At 51.7% G+C, this 17,668-nt stretch carries 14 protein-coding genes; 4 read left to right on the top strand and 10 right to left on the bottom strand.

Annotation, left to right across the window (positions count from 1 at the left end; translation table 11 throughout):
* Positions 1-224: MerR family transcriptional regulator (locus BLT02_RS15760; protein WP_139187707.1), on the bottom strand; the 224-nt coding region annotated here is incomplete at its 3' end.
* A 164-nt stretch (positions 225-388) separates the two neighbouring features.
* Between BLT02_RS15760 and BLT02_RS15755 the strand changes: the two genes are divergently transcribed.
* Entirely contained in the window at positions 389-637 is a 249-nt protein-coding gene (locus tag BLT02_RS15755) for a type II toxin-antitoxin system Phd/YefM family antitoxin (protein WP_092997728.1), read from the top strand.
* Positions 638-901 carry a Txe/YoeB family addiction module toxin gene (locus BLT02_RS15750; RefSeq protein ID WP_092997725.1) on the top strand — a complete coding sequence of 88 codons (264 nt, stop codon included), beginning with the start codon at positions 638-640 and terminating at the stop codon, positions 899-901.
* A gap of 212 nt (positions 902-1,113) precedes the next feature.
* On the opposite strand, the gene BLT02_RS15745 is transcribed toward BLT02_RS15750, so the two are convergent.
* The 3 genes from BLT02_RS15745 to BLT02_RS15735 all read right to left on the bottom strand — a co-directional run bounded on the left by BLT02_RS15745 (position 1,114) and on the right by BLT02_RS15735 (position 11,035).
* A complete protein-coding gene (locus tag BLT02_RS15745) occupies positions 1,114-5,202 on the bottom strand; it encodes an FMN-binding protein (protein ID WP_175453892.1) in 4,089 nt (1,362 codons plus the stop codon).
* A 456-nt stretch (positions 5,203-5,658) separates the two neighbouring features.
* A complete protein-coding gene (locus BLT02_RS18285) occupies positions 5,659-7,230 on the bottom strand; it encodes a patatin-like phospholipase family protein (protein ID WP_092997719.1) in 1,572 nt (523 codons plus the stop codon).
* Positions 7,231-7,729: 499 nt separating this feature from the next.
* Positions 7,730-11,035: a peptide ABC transporter substrate-binding protein gene (locus BLT02_RS15735; protein ID WP_092997716.1), complete on the bottom strand. Its 3,306-nt coding sequence runs from the start codon at positions 11,033-11,035 to the stop codon at positions 7,730-7,732.
* 552 nt (positions 11,036-11,587) lie between these two features.
* On the opposite strand from BLT02_RS15735, the gene BLT02_RS15730 reads away from it, so the two are divergent.
* Positions 11,588-11,977 (top strand): hypothetical protein, encoded by a 390-nt coding sequence (locus BLT02_RS15730; protein WP_092997713.1) that lies wholly within the window; start codon positions 11,588-11,590, stop codon positions 11,975-11,977.
* A 162-nt stretch (positions 11,978-12,139) separates the two neighbouring features.
* Here BLT02_RS15730 and BLT02_RS15725 read toward each other — a convergent pair whose 3' ends face one another.
* From BLT02_RS15725 to nth, 6 genes are read right to left on the bottom strand one after another with little or no spacing between them, the layout of a single operon-like run.
* The gene (locus tag BLT02_RS15725) at positions 12,140-12,553 is read right to left on the bottom strand and encodes an arsenic metallochaperone ArsD family protein (protein ID WP_092997710.1); all 414 of its coding nucleotides are present in this window, start codon (positions 12,551-12,553) and stop codon (positions 12,140-12,142) included.
* Positions 12,540-13,172: a pyridoxamine 5'-phosphate oxidase family protein gene (locus BLT02_RS15720; RefSeq protein ID WP_175453891.1), complete on the bottom strand. Its 633-nt coding sequence runs from the start codon at positions 13,170-13,172 to the stop codon at positions 12,540-12,542. The genes BLT02_RS15725 and BLT02_RS15720 overlap by 14 nt, the downstream gene beginning before the upstream one ends.
* Positions 13,173-13,225: 53 nt before the next feature.
* The gene (locus BLT02_RS15715; RefSeq protein WP_092997704.1) at positions 13,226-15,265 is read right to left on the bottom strand and encodes an Hsp70 family protein; all 2,040 of its coding nucleotides are present in this window, start codon (positions 15,263-15,265) and stop codon (positions 13,226-13,228) included.
* Positions 15,266-15,304: 39 nt separating this feature from the next.
* A complete protein-coding gene (locus BLT02_RS15710; protein ID WP_092997701.1) occupies positions 15,305-16,225 on the bottom strand; it encodes a hypothetical protein in 921 nt (306 codons plus the stop codon).
* A 33-nt stretch (positions 16,226-16,258) separates the two neighbouring features.
* Complete coding sequence (locus tag BLT02_RS15705; RefSeq protein WP_092997698.1) at positions 16,259-16,507, bottom strand: hypothetical protein; 249 nt, start codon at positions 16,505-16,507, stop codon at positions 16,259-16,261.
* Positions 16,504-17,217, bottom strand: a complete 714-nt coding sequence (gene nth / locus BLT02_RS15700) for an endonuclease III domain-containing protein (protein ID WP_092997695.1) — start codon at positions 17,215-17,217, stop codon at positions 16,504-16,506. Before nth ends, BLT02_RS15705 begins: the two co-directional genes overlap by 4 nt.
* 318 nt (positions 17,218-17,535) lie before the next feature.
* Here nth and BLT02_RS16955 point away from each other — a divergent pair.
* Positions 17,536-17,668, top strand: a 133-nt coding sequence (locus tag BLT02_RS16955; protein WP_175453890.1) for a transposase, incomplete at its 3' end; no start/stop codon positions are given.

Below are 17,668 nucleotides of genomic sequence, written 5' to 3'. Positions count from 1 at the left end.
GAGATCTGGTTCTCCAGGTCAGGCTTTTGCTTTGCTGTTGAGACTCTTGCATAAAGGCATGTTTTTCTCTCAACATTTTTGTTAAAGATGGCGTATACGTCATCGCTGTCATAATCATAATGGCCGTTTGGCAGCTTTCTCACATGAATTTTTCCATCTCTGACATACTTTGATAAGGTCTGCCTTGTGACACGCAGTAGCTGCAGTACATCTTTTGAACGCAAAAGCATCACCTCCTTCAAGGTGATTTTATCACGGAAATACATATTATATTAAAATATTTTCATATTTTATAACATATTTAATGTATTTTTGAACCATACACTTCAATATATTGACTCCTATGGTTGCGTACGCTATAATGTACGCACGAAAGGAGATATTTCTTATGACTACAACAACTGTTACAAACTTTCGCAAGAATGTTTATTCCATGGTTGAAAACACTATCCGTTTTAATGAGCCAGTACATATAACCACCAAAGAAGGCAATGTTGTTATGATCAGTGAAGAGGACTATCTTGGTCTATTAGAAACACTGCATCTCACTTCTGTTCCTGGCATGAAGGAAAAGTTGGTGGACGGCCTTAACACTTCCTTATCAGACACAATCTCTGAAGAGGAGGTGCTCTGGTAAATGTATAAAATTGTTTATACAAAGGCTGCTGCCAAAGATGTTCCAAAGCTCAAGGCTGCTCATCTTGATGCAAAGGCCAAAGCGCTCATTGATGTCATCCGCCGCAATCCGTATCAAACACCACCCAGCTATGAAAAACTGGTCGGAGATTTACAGGGATTATATTCCAGAAGAATTAACATTCAACATCGTCTGGTTTATGAAGTAATCGAAGAAGTAAAAATCATAAAAATCGTCAGTCTATGGACTCACTATGAAAGATAGCCCGCGTAAAAAGTAACAACCGCCACTCTGCCAAGTGGCGGTTGTCTAAACTCTGGATAATCCTGTACTTCGGAGGTCAACCGCGTGTCACAGTGTTCCTCTTTCCGTAAAGATACAGTCGCTCTATTTCACTTGTCAATAAGATACCCGGACATTTATATGTCGGTAACCCTCAGTAACCTGACTGCTTTCGCTGAACAAATCCTGTCTTCTCACTTTTTAGTTTTTACTGATTTTTTCGCTGACCAGGCGGAGTAGTAGTTCTTCTCTCCGACAGTCCTGTAGGTCCGGATGCGGACGTAAAAGGTTTTGCCTGCTCCCAGCTTCGCGATCTTTTTAGACACTGCAGATGCACCCTTGACAGTCACGGTCTTATTGCCGCTCTTGAAGGACGCGGAAGTGGAGTACTGGATCTGGTAGCCGGTGGTCTGGGCGGTCTGTTTTTTCCAGCTGGCGGTAAAGGCCCCGGATGCTGCGGACAGGCCAGTGAGGGTGGTTCCCCTGGGATCGATCCGGAAGGACACTGCCTTTGAGCCGGAGTAATTGCCTTTCAGTTTGACATTCACCTTGTAGGTACCGACATTTTTGCGGCCGGAGGCATAGGTGACTGTGTAGTTTGAAGAGGCGAGTTTCGTCTTGCCGTCCTTCACGGTAACGGCAGGCTTCTGCGCCTTGCCGTTCCAGGTGTAAACGGTCTTCGCAAGGGTCACGGCAGGGGTGATCTTCCGGGCCGAGATCTTGTAGGATACGGTATTGCTGCCGGAGTAATTGCCCTTCAGCTTGACGGTCACCTTGTATGTACCGGCATTTTTGCAGTCGGACGCTTTGTCTCCAGACAGGCAGGTGACTGTGTAGTTGGAGGAAGCGAGCTTCGTCCCGTGGTCCTTTACGGTGACGGCAGGTTTCTGAGACTTGCCGTTATAGGTAAAGGAGGTCTTGGAAAGAGTCACATCCGGCTTGATCTTTCTGGGAACGATCTTGAAGGATTCCCTGACTGTCCCTGTGAAATCACCCTTGCCGGTGACGACAACAGCAGCGGTCCCGACGTTGATGTTGTTTTCGTATTTGACGGTATAGTCTGTATTTTCGACAAGTTCCTTCCCGTCGAAGGTCACACTGACGCCGGGTTTTCTGGTCTTTCCGGTATAGTCGCAGGAATATCTGGTAAGAGTGATCTCCGGAGTCAGATCGCGGGGGCTGATCGTAAACTGCGCCTCGCCCGTGCCCGTATAATTGCCTTTAAGAGTGACCGTGACGGTATAGGTGCCGGCCCGTACACAACCATCCGGGTAAGACACATCGTAGTCATCACCCGCCTTCAGAAGGATGGGAGCAGCGCTGTCCTGATCCTGTCCGGCAAATTCTCTATCCTCAGAAACAGACTCTGTGTCTGTCTGCAGTTCTGTCTGCACGCCTGCCTGCGTATCTTCCTGTTCTACTGTCCGTGTTTCCGTCTGCGCATTTACTGCGGTGTCGTCCGACAGGAAGCTGCCCACAGCCTGTGAAGAAGCCCTCCCGTTGACCGGGATGGCAGGCAGTTCAATCGCGTCGCCCCAGGGTTTCGTCGATCCATTTTCTCCTGACCCGTTATCCGAAGATGCTATGGCGGGCGGGTCCACTGTGACGATAACGGACGGTCTCTTCCCCGCGCCGTCATAAACGTAAGCATCTTTTTCCAGAGTCACCACCGGGGTGACCTGTCTGGGAAGGATCTGGAAATACTTTGTCTGCTTTCCTGAATAGGCACCGATCCCGGTAACAGTCACGGAAGCAGTCCCGGCATCAGTGTTGTCTGAATAAGATACTTTGAAGTTCTTTCCTTTCGTCAGGACCCTGCCGTTCTCTCCTGCCTCGGTGACGGTAAATGCCGGGGTGATGGGTGAACCGGTATAGGAGACCGGGGCGATGTCTGAAATGACAGCTGCAGTGATGTCCTTTGGATCTTTGGCGGCCGCCATATAACATGCAGTGACTTCAGCATCCGCTGTGAGAATGGCCGGAACTGTGGTCTCGTCCCAGCCGGTAAATGCATAGGTATTGGAGGCATCTTCAGGTTTCACGGGCGCTTCCGGAACGGCTGCGGTAAAACGCGTCCCGTAGCGGATCCCGCTGATGGTACTCAGCAGATTATCCTGTTCATCCTTCACATTTACTGTGATCAGGGGCTTTGGATCCTGCTGCAGAGCCGTCATGACACCGCCGATGATCGGCTGCGCATAGAGGAAATCACTTCCTTCCGCCATATAGTAATACATTTCCAGGCTGTCGGCGCCCCCGGAAGCAATGTCAAAATACAGAAGCTGGTTATTTACCCATTCAAGCGCCTTGCCGAATTCAAGGATCTCAAGATCCTCCTGGCTCGCTGCGGTGTCGGCAGTGACAGCGTCGGCAGCGACACTGAGAATCTCATTATTGTTATTGACTTCGACGGACACATAGATTTTTTCCAGATATCCGAGCGGATCTGCTGCGGAGTCATCTCCGTAGATTCCTTCCCCGTGCCATTCTTTCCATACGGCAGTAAGGGTGACTGCGGAGGGGGGCATGGTGAAGGTATCCCCCGCTGTCAGGATCCGGTCTCCGTATTTCCATCCCAGGAATTTAAAGCCCTCCAGGATGGGATCGGATCCCGAGAGAACGGTGACAGGATCACCGGCTTTATAGCCGCTTTGGTCAATATAGCTGTCCGGAGGATCGATGTTTCCTCCGTTCAGGTCATAAGTCACGGTATACTCGGTATTTGCGGAACGGAAGTCAGCTGTGTAGGCCGTATCCGCGGCAGCTGCAGTGATCTCCGGGGTCCATCCGATAAAAAAGTGATCCTCTCTCTCCGGTTCCTCTCCCTCATAGACGGGCACTGTGCCTGTAGTGACGAAGGCCCTGTCAAGGAGGCTTCCGTCATAGTTTTCCCAGGAGATCAGCCAGCTGTCTTCGGGATCCAGGGCTTTTTTCACCGCTGTGCGGAGGGCGTTTTTAGTAAATGTGGCCCCTGAGACGGCATCGATGGCGTCCACACTTGTCCCGGAGGCATATTCACCAACCAGGCCGTTTCTGAGCCAGGTGACAGCTGTGTTCAGGAAAGAAGTGTTGCTCCCCACATCCTGTGCAGTCACATCCACGGAGCTGATCCTGCCGTCCTCGACGGTGATCCTCACATAAGGATGATAATAGTAGCCCGCCACTTCGCCGGTGCCGTCTATATAGACACCGTCCTGGACGTCAGGACCCTGGGCGGCTTTTTTCCAGGTGGCGGTATAGCTGCGGTCCCCTGTCGAGCCTCTGGCGATGGTGACTTCCATCGCTTTCCCCGTTATGCCTGTCCCGGTCCATCCCGCGAATGCATAATCCTCCTTTACCGGATTGATCAAGGTAAAGGTATCCGTGTCCGCCGTGTACTCCTGCGGATTCTCCCCGGAAGGCAGAGTGCCGCCGCCGAGATCATAGGTGATGGAATAGGCCGCGGTCGTCTTTTCAAACTCCGCTGTGTAGGTGACATCCTGTGTGACCCAGATCTCCTTTGCGGGATCCCAGCCGGTAAAGACATAAGAGCCCCCCGCGTCCGCCTGTCTGACGGGCGTTTCCCCGCTGTAATCGGGGGTGGTTGTACCGTATTTGACGTTTTCCAGAAGCTGCAGGCTCTGTTCGCCGTTTTTCCACTCCAGAGTGTACGGGCCCTTGGGATCGGAATTCAGGGCTTTCTGTATTTCCAGAATAAGGGCATTAGTGGAATAGGTAGCCTCGGAGACAGCGTCTACGTCTGTCTGCAGGCTCTGCGCCGCTGAGACCGGCTTCCCGACCAGACGCTTTTTCATTGCGTTCAGGGCAGCCTGAAAGCAGTCTATGCTCCAGTCATCGTCCGTGTCCCCCTGACCGTCGATCCCTGTGATGACTCCATCCCGGACGTCCACAGCGACAATAGATCTGTAATAGCAGTTGGCCCAGTCGTCCACGATCTCTGAGTCGTCCCCGTAGGTTCCGTCTGCTGCTGCAGAAACGGACGGTTCTGACATTTCCTCATATTCCAAGCCGGAGTCCTCTTCTGAAGGCTCCAAGCCGGATTCATCTTCCGTCAGTTCCAGGCTGGAATCCTCTTCTGTAAGTTCCGGATCAGATTCTTTTTCTGTAAATACCAGATCCGTGTCCTCTTCTGTATATCCCTGCTCTGAATATAATTCCTGATCCGAAGTGATACTCCCCGATTCTGTCTCCGGATACTCCTGCACTGCTTCCGCACAGACAGGCACGACAGTGCCGAGTATCAGTAGTACAAAAAGAAAAAACGCAGCACATCTCTTTTTCATAATTTCTACCTTTCCTTCCATCGCCTTCTGTTAGAAACATCTAACCATTATGTATAAAAAAACCTGCCGCACGGCAGATATTTGGTTGATCGATAATAATATTATCGATAATATCCGAATTTGTGTCAACCGTTTTTTTCCGGGCCTAGGGACGGCTGTCCCTCTAATGTCCATCTAAGGAACAGGTCCTCTCCGGACACCGCGTTTTCCGGGCAAAGGAATGGCAGAGGCGGGATTGACCCGGGATTGATGTTACAGCTCAGACTGCCCGGAGTATTTCAACAGTCTGAGCTGTAACGGATGGTACTTTGTACTATTTTCTCTGTTCTGTTTTCTCTGTTCTATGTCTTAGTTTGAAGAGACTGCCTTTTGACTTGTCCCTTTATCTTGTCCCTATGTCTTGCTGTCTCTCTGCCTTGTTGTCCCTCTTTCTGCTGTTGACAAATGTCCGCAGGGTCAATCGGGGTCAGAAGAGCTGTCCTGGTTACACTTGCTTTTGAGGGAAGTCATTTTCCCGGGTTTCCATTTTTTTCCCGATCTGTTTCCCCGGGATGACCTCAGAATGAAGGTATTCCCGGAGGATTCATCAGGGGATTTATCGGAGGATTCATCAGTGGATCCCCCGGAAGCTTCTGCTTTATCTTTCTCTACTTTATCTTTTTCTACGGGTGCTGTTTCCGTGAAATCCGGAACTTTAGTCTCTTCAGGCGAAAGAGGCGTTTCTTCGAACGAGATTGCGGCTGGTTGTGCAGAAACCGATACCTCTTCCGCAGGTTCCGGTGCTTTCTCCACAGGAACCGCTGTCTCTTCTACTGGTTCCGGTGCTTTTTCTACAGAGGCCGCTATTTCCTCCGCAGGTTCCGGCGCTTTTTCTACAGAGGCCGCTATTTCTTCCGCAGGTTCCGGTGCTTTTTCTACAGAGGCCGCTATTTCTTCCGCAGGTTCCGGCGCTTTTTCTACAGAGGCCGCTATTTCTTCCGCAGGTTCCGGCGCTTTTTCTACAGAGGCCGCTATTTCTTCCGCAGGTTCCGGCGCTTTCTCCACAGGAGCTGCTATTTCTTCAGCATGTACCGGGATTTCCTCTACAGGCGTCTGCAGAAGCTCTATTGCTGCTGTCTCTTCAGAAGGGGCATTCCTGATGATGGATCCGCTGGTGGAGCCGGATTCTGTTTTTGCTGCCGCGAGGAAGCGGCGGATCGCAGACAGATGGCGGCGGGCCAGTCTGCGTCCCTCCTTGTAAACGGTACGGATCTTAAGCCTGTCGTGTTCTATGCGGCCGATATCCAGGTCCCCTTCCGGGCGGATGACAAAGGCGTATTTACCGGCTTCTCTCTGGCGGACGTAGGCAAGCTCCTGATTGTAGAAGATATGCCTGTCCCCGATCGCCCGGACTGCCTCAGGATAGCTGCTGAGGGCGCGGCGGATCACCGGCATCAGGGGGTTGGGCTGTTTGACATAGCCGGCAGGGCGGGTGAGGATGACAAGATTCCGCTCATAGCCCTGCTCTTCCATGAAACGCAGAGGAATAGAGTCAGCTACTCCTCCGTCCAGAAGTTTATAGCCGCCGACCTCGACAACGCGGGAGACAAGCGGCATGGAACCGGAGGCCCGGAACCACTCGAGAATATCGTATTTGTCTTCGCTTTCATCGCATAGATGATAGACCGGCTTTCCGGTCTCGACATCCGTTGCCACAAGATAAAACTCCATGGGATTCTTATAAAAAGCTTCCCAGTCAAAGGGATCATGCTTTTCCGGAATATCATGGTAACAGAACTGCGCATTGAACAGGTTGCCGGTCGCCAGCAGGGAGCGTATGCTGGAATACCTGGGATCCTTGGCAAAACGCAGATTGTAGCGGATCGCCCGTCGTGACTGTCTGGATTTGTAATTGCTGCCGAAAGCAGCGCCGGCGGACACGCCGACCGCGCCGTCAAATTCTATACCCTCTTCCATCAGAACATCCAGAATTCCTGCTGTAAAAATGCCGCGGATACCTCCGCCTTCAAGAACCAGTCCTGTCTTCATTGTGTTTATCTTCCTCCCGATCGTGTTTTCTGATCTGTTTTTTATTTTTTCCTGATCAGCCCTTGACCCCGGATCAAAGGTTTATCGCCGTAGCATTTATTATCATAACACATCCCTGCAAGTATCTGTATACTTATCACCCAGACAAAAATGATGTTATGTACCGCTCATCTTTCAGAGCACTGATACAGGAAGAGCACTGCCAGAGAGCATGCCCGGGCCGTTTTAGCTTTTATATCTGTTTATTTTATTTTCTTTTAACAATTGGTAAATCACGTTTTAAGAATCATATTGTAAGATATGTATTGTAAGCGAATGACAGACAAAAACTTTCCCCCTTTCGTCTTTCGTTATACCATAGATTTTCATACTCCCCCTTTATGTTGAAAAGCCCTTCGCAGCATAGCTGAATTTCAGATCTGCTGCGAAGGGCTTTTCTTGTTCTTATGCTCATTAAGCTTATTGCCGGCTTAACAGTTCTGCCGCAGGGCTCCAGGTTCTACCAGGTGACTGCAATGTCAAGCTGCTGTGAATTTCCTCTCGCGAAACCGCCTGTGTCACAGACGATGCAGGTACCGAGGCTGCTTTCTACGAGGGATCCGCGGGGGTGGACACCGAGGTTCGCCGCGCACATGATATAGTTGCCGAGCATCTTGCAGCCGTCATCGCGCACCCAGTATTCATCCGTATTTCCCATGCGGCGCATGATGTTGACGACGCCGTTCATATTGAGGTTGTAGTAAGTTTCCCTGCCGTTGGGACCTTTGACGGACCCGTTGCTTCTGGAGAGAACAGGACCGCCCCAGTTCGGATTGCGGGTCTGGGTACGGATCATCTCCTGGAATGCGATCTCGGCCAGGATCCGGTCGGTTTCCTCATGGACGTCCTCCGCGCGGCGGGAAAGCTCGCTCTCCTTTACCAGATGGACCGGTTTTGTCAGGAACTCTCCGCGGTCAGCCTGCAGTTCCTCCTGAGCGCGGATCTCTTTTACTGCTGCTGTATCCGTGGTCACACTGTCAGACTCCATATAGCGGATGATCCCGTCCATTTCGATCCTGACATATCCTGCATTTCCTGTACCGGTCAGATGGACCGGGGAATATTTCGGCAGGGAGATCAGGCGGTCTGCGTTCCTGTCAGCTGCATTAAGCACATAAGCCTGGCGGGTGAGGTAGGCTGTACAGTCTTCGCGGTCAAAATAGATTGTTGACTGCTTCAACCTGGTCATCCAAGTGCTTTTCCCGGTCTCATACGAAAGCTTACCGGGAGCAAATTTCTCTCCTTTCTGCTTTCTTACCTGCTCTTCCAATCCTTCCATGACCGTTTTTGCAGAAGCTTCCGCTTCGATTTCCGGATCAGCTGCTTCTGTGCGTTCAGCGGTCTCTTTGTTTTCCCGAATCTGCTTATCCTGAGTCTGGTCCTCCTGGATCTGGTTCTCCCGGATCTGACTCTTTTGGATCTGGTTCTCCCCGGTCTGGTTTTTCCGGATCTGCCAGCATCCAGCAGCGTCGCAGCTGATATCCGCCTTTGAGGAATCATGCAGCCAGGAGACCGTGCGCATTGCAAGGGGGGAAGCCGGGGTCTCTTCTGTCAGGATCCCTGCAGCATCCTGGAGGCGGTTGGTATAACTCTTTTCTCCGGAAGCACTCTGTGCTTTTTCCAGTTTTTTGTCAAAATCCTTCGATTCATATCCACAGCTGTTTTCACTGCTTTCGGAGGCAAATCTTTCAAATTCTGTCGAAGGCAGGTCGGAAGCTATGAAAAGATTTCCGCAAAGGATATCATACTTTCCTTTTTCTTTCGCTTTTGCGATGTGCCTGGCATCCGCAGTCTCGACTTTGACCACGATGCCCAGCTTATTCCACTCTGCCGCAAGATACTGTGCGATCTCAGACGCAGTGCTGTCCTCCTGGGCCATGCAGGTCAGAACAGGGAAATCTTTTTCTTTTTTCGCTTTCTCTGCGTTTTTATGAGCATCCGATTTTTCTGAGTTCTTCGTTCTTTCTGCGTTCTGTGATTTTTGGGTGTTTTCTGTTTTCTCTGAATCCTGTAAATCTGCTTTATAGCCGGCCTCCCTGAGGAGCTTTGCCGCTTTTTCAAGACTTTCTTTTTTGTCTGCAGAAGATTCTTTTGCGGACAGCAGGCTTCTATCGTCAGAGGAAGCAGCTGTAACGGTGGGATCCTTCAGGAGATCTGTAAAATCATCAGCAGGAAGGTACACTCCGCCGAGAATATCTGTTGAAATATGCCGGCGGTCCGCCGCAATCGAGAGAGCCTGACGCACGCGGGCATCTTTCAGTGCTTCATGATTGCAGTTGAAGAGCATACCCAGCATGTCAGGAACCGTCCGCTCACTGTAATACTCTGCTGTTTCTTCTGACGACAAGGTCTCCTCCGGCAGTTGAGAAATGGCATCGATATTCCCGTTGAGGAAGTCGGAGTACTCTTTGTTTACATCTCCGCTGACTTTCCATCTCACTGTAGAAAAAAATTCATTGTCCTGGAGAACATTGGCGGCAGCCGTCCGGGTGACGGAACCGGAACTGTCTTTCCTGTCCTGCCCGTACTGGTCCTGTCTGTAATAGGGGTTTCTCGTCAGAATGTATTCCTGGCCCGGAGTGCAGCTTTCAATCACATAGGGACCGTTTCCAGTTACTGTATCCCAGCTCAGCTTCCGGTTCTTTGCGCTGTCTGTGCTGTCCGCACTGTTCTCTTTGTTCCGGTTGTCTTTTTCCTTGTTTCCGGAACCATTTTCCGATTCTTTTTCAGATTCATTTTTTTCAGATTCTTTTTCAGAATCGTTTTCTGAATGCCGGTCTGAATTGTCTTCCGCGTTCTCTTCGGAAGTGCTGTGATCATCTCCGTTGAAAGCCATCAGCTCCCGGATCGGGAGAAGCGTCCAGGAGGCACATTTCCTGGCAAAGGCCGAATCGGGAGAGGAAAGCCTGACCACCAGGGTCCTGTCGTCTTCCGCACTGACCTCAAGGGCATCAGGATCGCCTTCCAGGACTTTTTCGTAACCTGCGATATTTTTTGTCAGATCCTGTCCGTAGAGGATCTCCTCGGAAGGATCGGCTATTTTTTTGAACAGATTCTCAAAATCTTCTGCTGTGATCGATTCACCGTCTGACCAGCAGAGGTCCCTGCGCAGGGTGAACTTCCATTTCAGGCCGTGGTCGGACACACTCCATTTCTTTGCACAGCCGGGCACTGCTTCACCATTTTCATCCAGGGTGACGAGGCCCTCGCTGATCTGCTTCAGAAGGCTCGCGGTATCCATATCCATCACTTCAAAAGGGACCGGTGCGCCGGGGTCAGAGGCAAGGTGAACAGTGATCTCATCCTCTCCCGACGACGGGGCGGCAGACTCCTTTTTGCCGGCCGCAGCCTCCCGTGCCCAGTCATCCACTGGATCCGGCGGCAGGTCTTCCATTTTCTGTACGGAAGGTTCCAGAACCGGTTCCTGCGGATCTTTACCGGACGCAGCCTCCTGCGTCGTACTGTCAGAGAAAACGATCTTCCCCGCTCCCCATGCCGCGGTCGGGACTGTGATCAGCAGGACAGCGGCCAGTAAAGCCGCAGCAGGGCGGAAGGAATTGTTCCTTTTCCTTCTTTTAATATCTTTACGGTTCTTTATATCTTTATGGTTATTTATCCTATTATGGTTATTTATATCTTTAAGGTTCTCTATATCTTTATGGTTCTTTATATCTTTATGGTTTCTTATATCTTTATGGTTTCTTATATCTTTATGGTTCTTTTTAATATCCTTATAATTTTTCTCGTTTATTCTAATGGAAGACATAACCCTCCTTTCCCCGGGATTCCCGCAGGGAACTGTATGTTCCCATAGGGTACTGCATATCACCTGCGCGAGCGCAGGTAAAGGGCCTGATAAAGGGCAGGCATTGTAGACCTGCCGAAAACAGGAAGCCGAAAGCTGTGAAGAGGCCCAGAGCAATTTCACATTTTATTCTTTATTCTTAACTTTTATGTAACATTTGTAATATTTATGATAAACGAATTTGTTTTTTCTGTCAAAGTCTTTCTGTCTGTGCTCGCTCGAAAAAACACTAAAACGGACTAAAACAGCCCGAAAAGGGCTGATAAATCGGGGATTTTATAAAAAATTCAGAATTTTGTCAAGAAGAAGTTCTGGATTTGTGCTATTATCGGCGACTGATAACAATCATGTGAAGCGGCATTCCGGCAGGCAGAAGCTGTAATATTAACTGCCGGGGAGACTGTATTCCGGCAGGCAGAAATCGTGTTTAATCTGCCATAGTAATTGCCATGGTAATAAGCGATCCACTAATAAAATGTCAATATGAGGATATAAACAGAGCGGAGGATAGAAATGACAAGGCTTTTATACGCATTTGTAAAAGGGGCTGCACTGATCCACGAAAGCATCCTGCATCTCAATGACCGGTCAGGGCTGTTCCTGACTGATAAGCAGCTCCATTTTCTGATCATGGGCCTGATAGGGATGGGGATCCTGGCGGTGATTTATCCCCTGTTTCTCGTCCTGTCCAGGCATCATGTACTGACCATAGCCTGGATCTATGTTTTTACAGTGATGGTCGTCCTGTGTTTCGCTATCGAGATCGGCCAGGGGATAACCGGTACCGGCAATATGGAGTTTGCGGACATACTGTCCGGGATGGCCGGATTCATGCTTCTTTTTATTATCTTTGCGGTACTGCGAGGGGTGTGTCTCCTGATCATGAAGTTGTTCAGGCTGTAGAATGAGAAGAATGCCTTTCAGGCCGGGACAGGAAACAGCTGTTCAGACAATAATGTTCAGGCTGTAAAATGAACAGGCAGGCTGTCAAGGAGCTGTTCCTTCTCAGCCTGCCTGATTTAAGCAGTGTTTTAGTTTGAGCAGTGTTTTAGTTTGAGCAACGTTTTAGTTCGCACCGGCGGAAGGTCCGCAGCCGGGTACGTGGCAGCTGGCACAGGAACCGCCGCACCCGCTGGCTCCAAAGGCTGCAGCAGGATGCGCGAGGAGCTGACTGAGATCCGCCCCGAGCTGCTCCAGAATCTCTTCATTCGTCGGATATCTCCCCGTGACAATAATCTCCTCATCAGCCGTCATGCAGGGAAAGCCTTCCATGCCGTCTCCGCGCATGATCTGCTGTACAGCCGGGCTGTCCATAAAGGTCAGCGCGTCCTTGTGGAGATTCAGGTATTTGGTATCGGCGCCGCGGGCGCCGAGCGTGTAGAGCATAGTGGTCACGCGGCGGTATTCCGAGCCGATCTCCGAATCCATGGGCTGCATCTCAGGAGATAAGTTGATATCGTAAACTCTAATCGTTTTCATGCTTATTTTTCCTTTCTAACATGAGCTCTTTTCCAATCTTGCCGGTCATATGATCAATAGTGATCTCGACGCAGCACAGAGTTTTCCTGCGGATCGTATCTTCTGTCTCCGCCATGTAGAGGTCTTCATAGCCGGAAGAATACTTGGCCCCGAGGGCATTGGCGGCGCGCCGCAGATTCTCATCCCCTTCGACAAACTCTGCCCTGCCGAAAGCGATCACGCTGCGGTATTTGGTCGTGCGCTCCTTTGGCATGACCTCATCGCGGTCGATCACTGTAAAAGAAACTCTGTTGTCGGCCCGGATCGCGTCAATCTTGTGTCCTGTTTTCGCGCAGTGAAAGCCGATCGTCCCGAGCAGGCTATTCCTGTCTCCTGCGGGAGCCGGTCCGTTTTTCTTTTCACCCGATTCGGATCCATTACCTTTGTCCGCGGATCCATCGCTGTCGGATACAGGTCCGTTCCCTGTGCCGGGAGGAGTATAGACGAAATTGACAGGGACTGTATACGGGTATCCGTCCTCGCCGTGGAGACCCAGAATTCCCGTCTTCGCATTCAGCAGGATCTCCATGCATTCCTCCGTGGAGATCTGCTGCGCTTTTCTGCGCATTTCTCTGAACATGTGCTTTTTGCTCCTTGATCTTCTGCCCGTTCTTTCTGCTCTGCAAAAAATGATCATCCCAGGGGAATTTCCACGACCTCTGCCATGCGCATCAGGCATTCCTCGATCTGGACTGAGATCTCGCCGATCATGCGGCTGGTGACTTCCTCACTTTTGTCCTTTTCCATGGTCTCAAAACAGGTCTTTTTGACTTCTCCGCTGATCTTTTCCATGCGGGCTTCGAAATAGCCGCGGGGAACGAGGTGCCGGACAAATCCGGGGATGTCCGCGTGCATGACCGCGGCTTCCATCTTGTCCTTTCCGAGGACAAGGAGAAGGAGGGTGAACATCGCACCTGCAATTATGCCCGAAAAGCCGCTTGAAATCAAGGCTATGCCGCTGCCGCCGCACAAAAGGCCGACAAGGATGGAGATGATCGCGTTGACCATCCATGTGAGCTCCTCGACCGCAAACACGTCGCGGGCATTGATATGAATGTCGATCTCGGCCAGGGAAAGGTAGGAGGTGAGACTGAGGGCCCGGTAGGGAACATTGTGGCGGACACAAATCGGCATAGTGTGCTCTTCCAGCCGGTAGGCGATCGGCCGCAGCCAGGCCGTGATCGGCTTCACCAGCAGCTCCGCGGCATCCGGCGAGTGGAGCCAGGCATCGATGGCCCGCTCCATTTCGGTATCAACATCGGACAGGCGGCGGATCTCGCCGTTTCTCCACCGGTCAAATACCGGGATCGCCGCGTTCCGCAGGATCGGCTCCACGAGAATATCTACAGTCCTGTGAAAAAGGTCTTCTACATGCTCCCCTACAATGCGCTCCACTATACTGGAATCCACAAGGTCGCGCACTTCCTGACGGAAGATCCTGACCTCCTCATCGATACGGCCGCTGTAGGCCAGGCCTCTGGAAACGGAATATTCAGGCTCCGACCCGGTGATCACGATGGCTTCGGGGAAAGCTTCCCTGCACCAGTCCCTGAGCGCAGGCATCCGGGAGACACCTCCTGTCAGGAACAGCAGTTCCGGGATCTGACCGTCCAGTTTTTTGCGGATCTCGCTCAGGCTGGCCGCGAAAACTTCATGGAAAGACCTCCCGTCCAGCTGAGGAGCCGGGGATTCGAGGAGGTGCTTTGCCATTTCTTCATTCATTTTGAGCTGAAGTCTCGTAAAGCTGTTTTGTTTTTTCCCAAAGAACCGGCTCAGAACGCCGGTCGTGCCTGTACCGGAAGCACCGCCTCCATTCGTCCCGGTTTCATACCTGCTGTTCCCATTCGTCCCGGTTCCCGCCGCGTTCTCCGAAACTCCCAGATGAACGGGAACGGTCTGCAGGCAGTCCCTGCCCTTCCAGTACTCTTCGTCCGAAAAATATTTTTCCTTGAGACGTCTGGCCGCAAACTCGCAGTAGCTTCTCCAGGGCGGGCTTTCGCGGAAAATGCGCTGCAGAAGTTCTCTGTCCGGAGAAGCTTCTACCGCGGCGTCCAGGAGGAGTTCATCCATGATGCCTCCGCCCAGACGGACCTCTCCGGCCGTCTGCAGCTCCACCTCCCGTCCGCTGTTGATATGGGCAAAATCTGTCGTCGAAGATCCCATATCGACGACCAGGACCGGGCGGGAAAGAATGTCGTAACCCACCTGAAAATGCCTGGACTGGCAGGCGCTGATGAGGGCGGCCCGGGATTCTGAAATGATCCTTACCGGCGGATAACCCGCCTCTTCAAAGATTTCCCTGTACCGTTCCCGCTGCGACTGGTCCCAGCCTGCCGGGCAGCCGACATAAAAACAGCAGTCCTCGCCTTTCACGAGGCTGCCGGACATATACAGTTCTCCCAGGACGCCGCCCGCAAAGCTGCGGATGTCCCGCACGACAGTCGGGTCTGTCAGAAACCGGCTCTTGAAGCGCAGGCAGCGCTCCATGGCCTCTGGAGCATAGCAGGCCTCCTCCCCGATGAGGAGCTCCCCGGTCCGCAGACGGGCATAAGCTGTGATGAAGCTCCCCGCCTCCCGGACAGGCACGACCTTGGGTTCTGTCTTTTCACTTTTTTTCAGACAGGTGACTGCGCTCTCCGCGTCACCGAGATCAAATCCAAAATAACGTTCCATTTCCTATTCCTCTGCGGCGCTGTTGCACACAACGTGTCCTCAGCGCACGGCCAGTCCTTTTTTCAGAAGTTTCCCTTTCTGCGCAAGGGCGGGGCGTATGGTCATGACCTCTCCCGCGCCGCCGGGTCCTTTTCCGGACATGGAGGGCAGCATCTCAAACCAGGCTGAATACTGCTGTGACCATTCGATCACATCGACCTCCCTGCGGTGCAGGTAATACCGGATATCGGAAGCCATCTGGGGATTGTCTGCATCTGCCATTTCCAGAAGTCCCGAAAACAGTTCGATCTCCTCCCCGGAGAAAGCCCCCGGGCTGTTTCTGGCAGTCAGGGTTTTACGGTGTTCCACAGCTTCCTCCTCACGGGTGATCTCCAGATTCCTGTCAACCACCATAAGTGCCCCGCGCAGGGAACTCCACAGCTTTTCCGGGTCGATCAGGATCTCGATCCGTTCTGTCCCTGTCCCTTTTCCCGTCCCGACTCCGATCCGGACGTTTTTTCCCGCGGTACGGCCCGCGAGATACAGGCAGCCGCCCCCGGCTGCAGGAAGCAGGATCATCTTCATCAGGGAAAGGACTGTAGCGGCCCCGCCGGCTGAAAGTGCAGGGACAAAAAATGCCGCGGCGGTAAGTGCGGCGCCGATACCCAGGAGGATCATGGACAGGCCGGCTCTCTTATTTCCGGTGCCCGCAGTGCTGCCCCCGGCTCCGCTGTCCTCGCTGTGCCAGACCCTGGCTTCTCCTGTCGAATCCAGCATAGGGATACTGCTGCGGACTGCCTGCATCATACCGGCCGCCGCGTCGCGGACACGCACACTCGTGCACTCCTCATTATACTGCAGGAGCAGCCGGTCTGTTTCCTTTTCCAGAACTTTCTGCGCCGCCTCCGGTGTTCCCGCGCTCTTGAGGCCGGTCATGACGCGCTCCCGGTCCTCATCGAGAAATTCAATCATTTTTTTCATAATTTTCAGCGTCTTCCTGCCATAACATACTGCTCACGGCCTGTCTGGTGTTATGACGGCAGTCAGCATGTGACCGTTGTTATGCTTCCGTGCGTAAGGCTGTTTCAGTTTTTCCGGATTATCGTGCGATCTGATTTCGGGATTACCGTGCGGTTCAGCTTCCGGATTATCGTTCGATTTGGTTTCCGGATTATCGTTCGATTTGATTTCCGGATTATCGTGCGGTTTGATTTCCGGATTATCGTGCGGTTTGGTTTCCGGAGATCCTTGTTTAAACGTCATTCTGCGGCGTGATCTGCGGGTTGGACCACAGTCTTCCCGTGCCTGCATATATCCTGCAGACAGCATTTGCCGCACTGCGGCCTGCGGGCGATACATACAGCCCGTCCGTGATGAACGAAGCGGTGGCAGAGATCATTCCCCTCTTCCGGAGGAATGATCTTCCAGAGCTCGCGTTCCACCTTCGCAGGCTCTTTGATCCCGTCGACAAGACCGATGAGATTGCACAGGCGGATACAGTGGGTATCCGTGACGATCGCGGGTTTGCCGAAAACGTCGCCCATAATCAGATTCGCGCTCTTTCGCCCCACGCCGGGAAGTGCCAGAAGCTCTTCAAACGTCTCCGGCACATGATCGTCGTATTTTTCATGCAGGACCCTCATACAGGCACTGATATCACGCGCCTTGCTGCGGCCGAGACCACAGGGGCGGACGATCTCCTCGATCTGCTCCGGCTCCGCTGCCGCCAGTGCCGGGACATCCGGGAATTTTTCATATAAGAGAGGCGTGATCTGATCCACTCTCGCGTCTGTGCACTGTGCCGCCAGACGCACGCTCACGAGAAGCTGCCAGGCATTTTCATAATCCAGCGTGCATTCCGCGACAGGGTATTCTTTCTTCAGACGCCCGATCACTTCGAGCGCCAGCTTTTTTTTCGCAGGACTTACGCGTTTACGCGGAGAAGCCTGCTTTTTTGAACTAGTATTCTGCATTTTTCCTTTTATGAAGATCTTATGAAGACCTATATGAAAACAGTTTAGAGGAGGCAAGAAGCAGTTCTCTCTCTCCTTTGCGCACGTAACTGCTCAGGGCCCGCAGGGGTTCTGAGCAGTTACTTAATGCGAAAGCAATTTTTCTGCGAAAAATAATCCTGAATTATTCACCGCTATGCGGTGATAGCGGCTAAAAGCCGCATAGTTGCTGTGTTTACTGCAATATTTGCTTTCACCTATAAAGTGAATAGAAAAAGAACCTGATTCTTGGTAAGATAAAGGTGCTCAAGCCAATAAAAAACCAAGAAGGAGGTTCCTGTGACTTATTCTAACACCATTTCGCTTGAAAGCAATAAGCAAATCAAAATCAATTTCAACGGTGGCGACCTTTCTTCAGATGCCGGGCTCCTGCTCATCAAGGAGTTTGCCTGCAAAATCGGACTTGTCAAAC

The organism is Sarcina sp. DSM 11001, assembly GCF_900101015.1.
Lineage (GTDB): Bacteria > Bacillota > Clostridia > Lachnospirales > Lachnospiraceae > CAG-791.
Note: the sequence above shows the minus strand (reverse complement) of the source record. Positions and strands in the feature narration are given on the sequence as shown.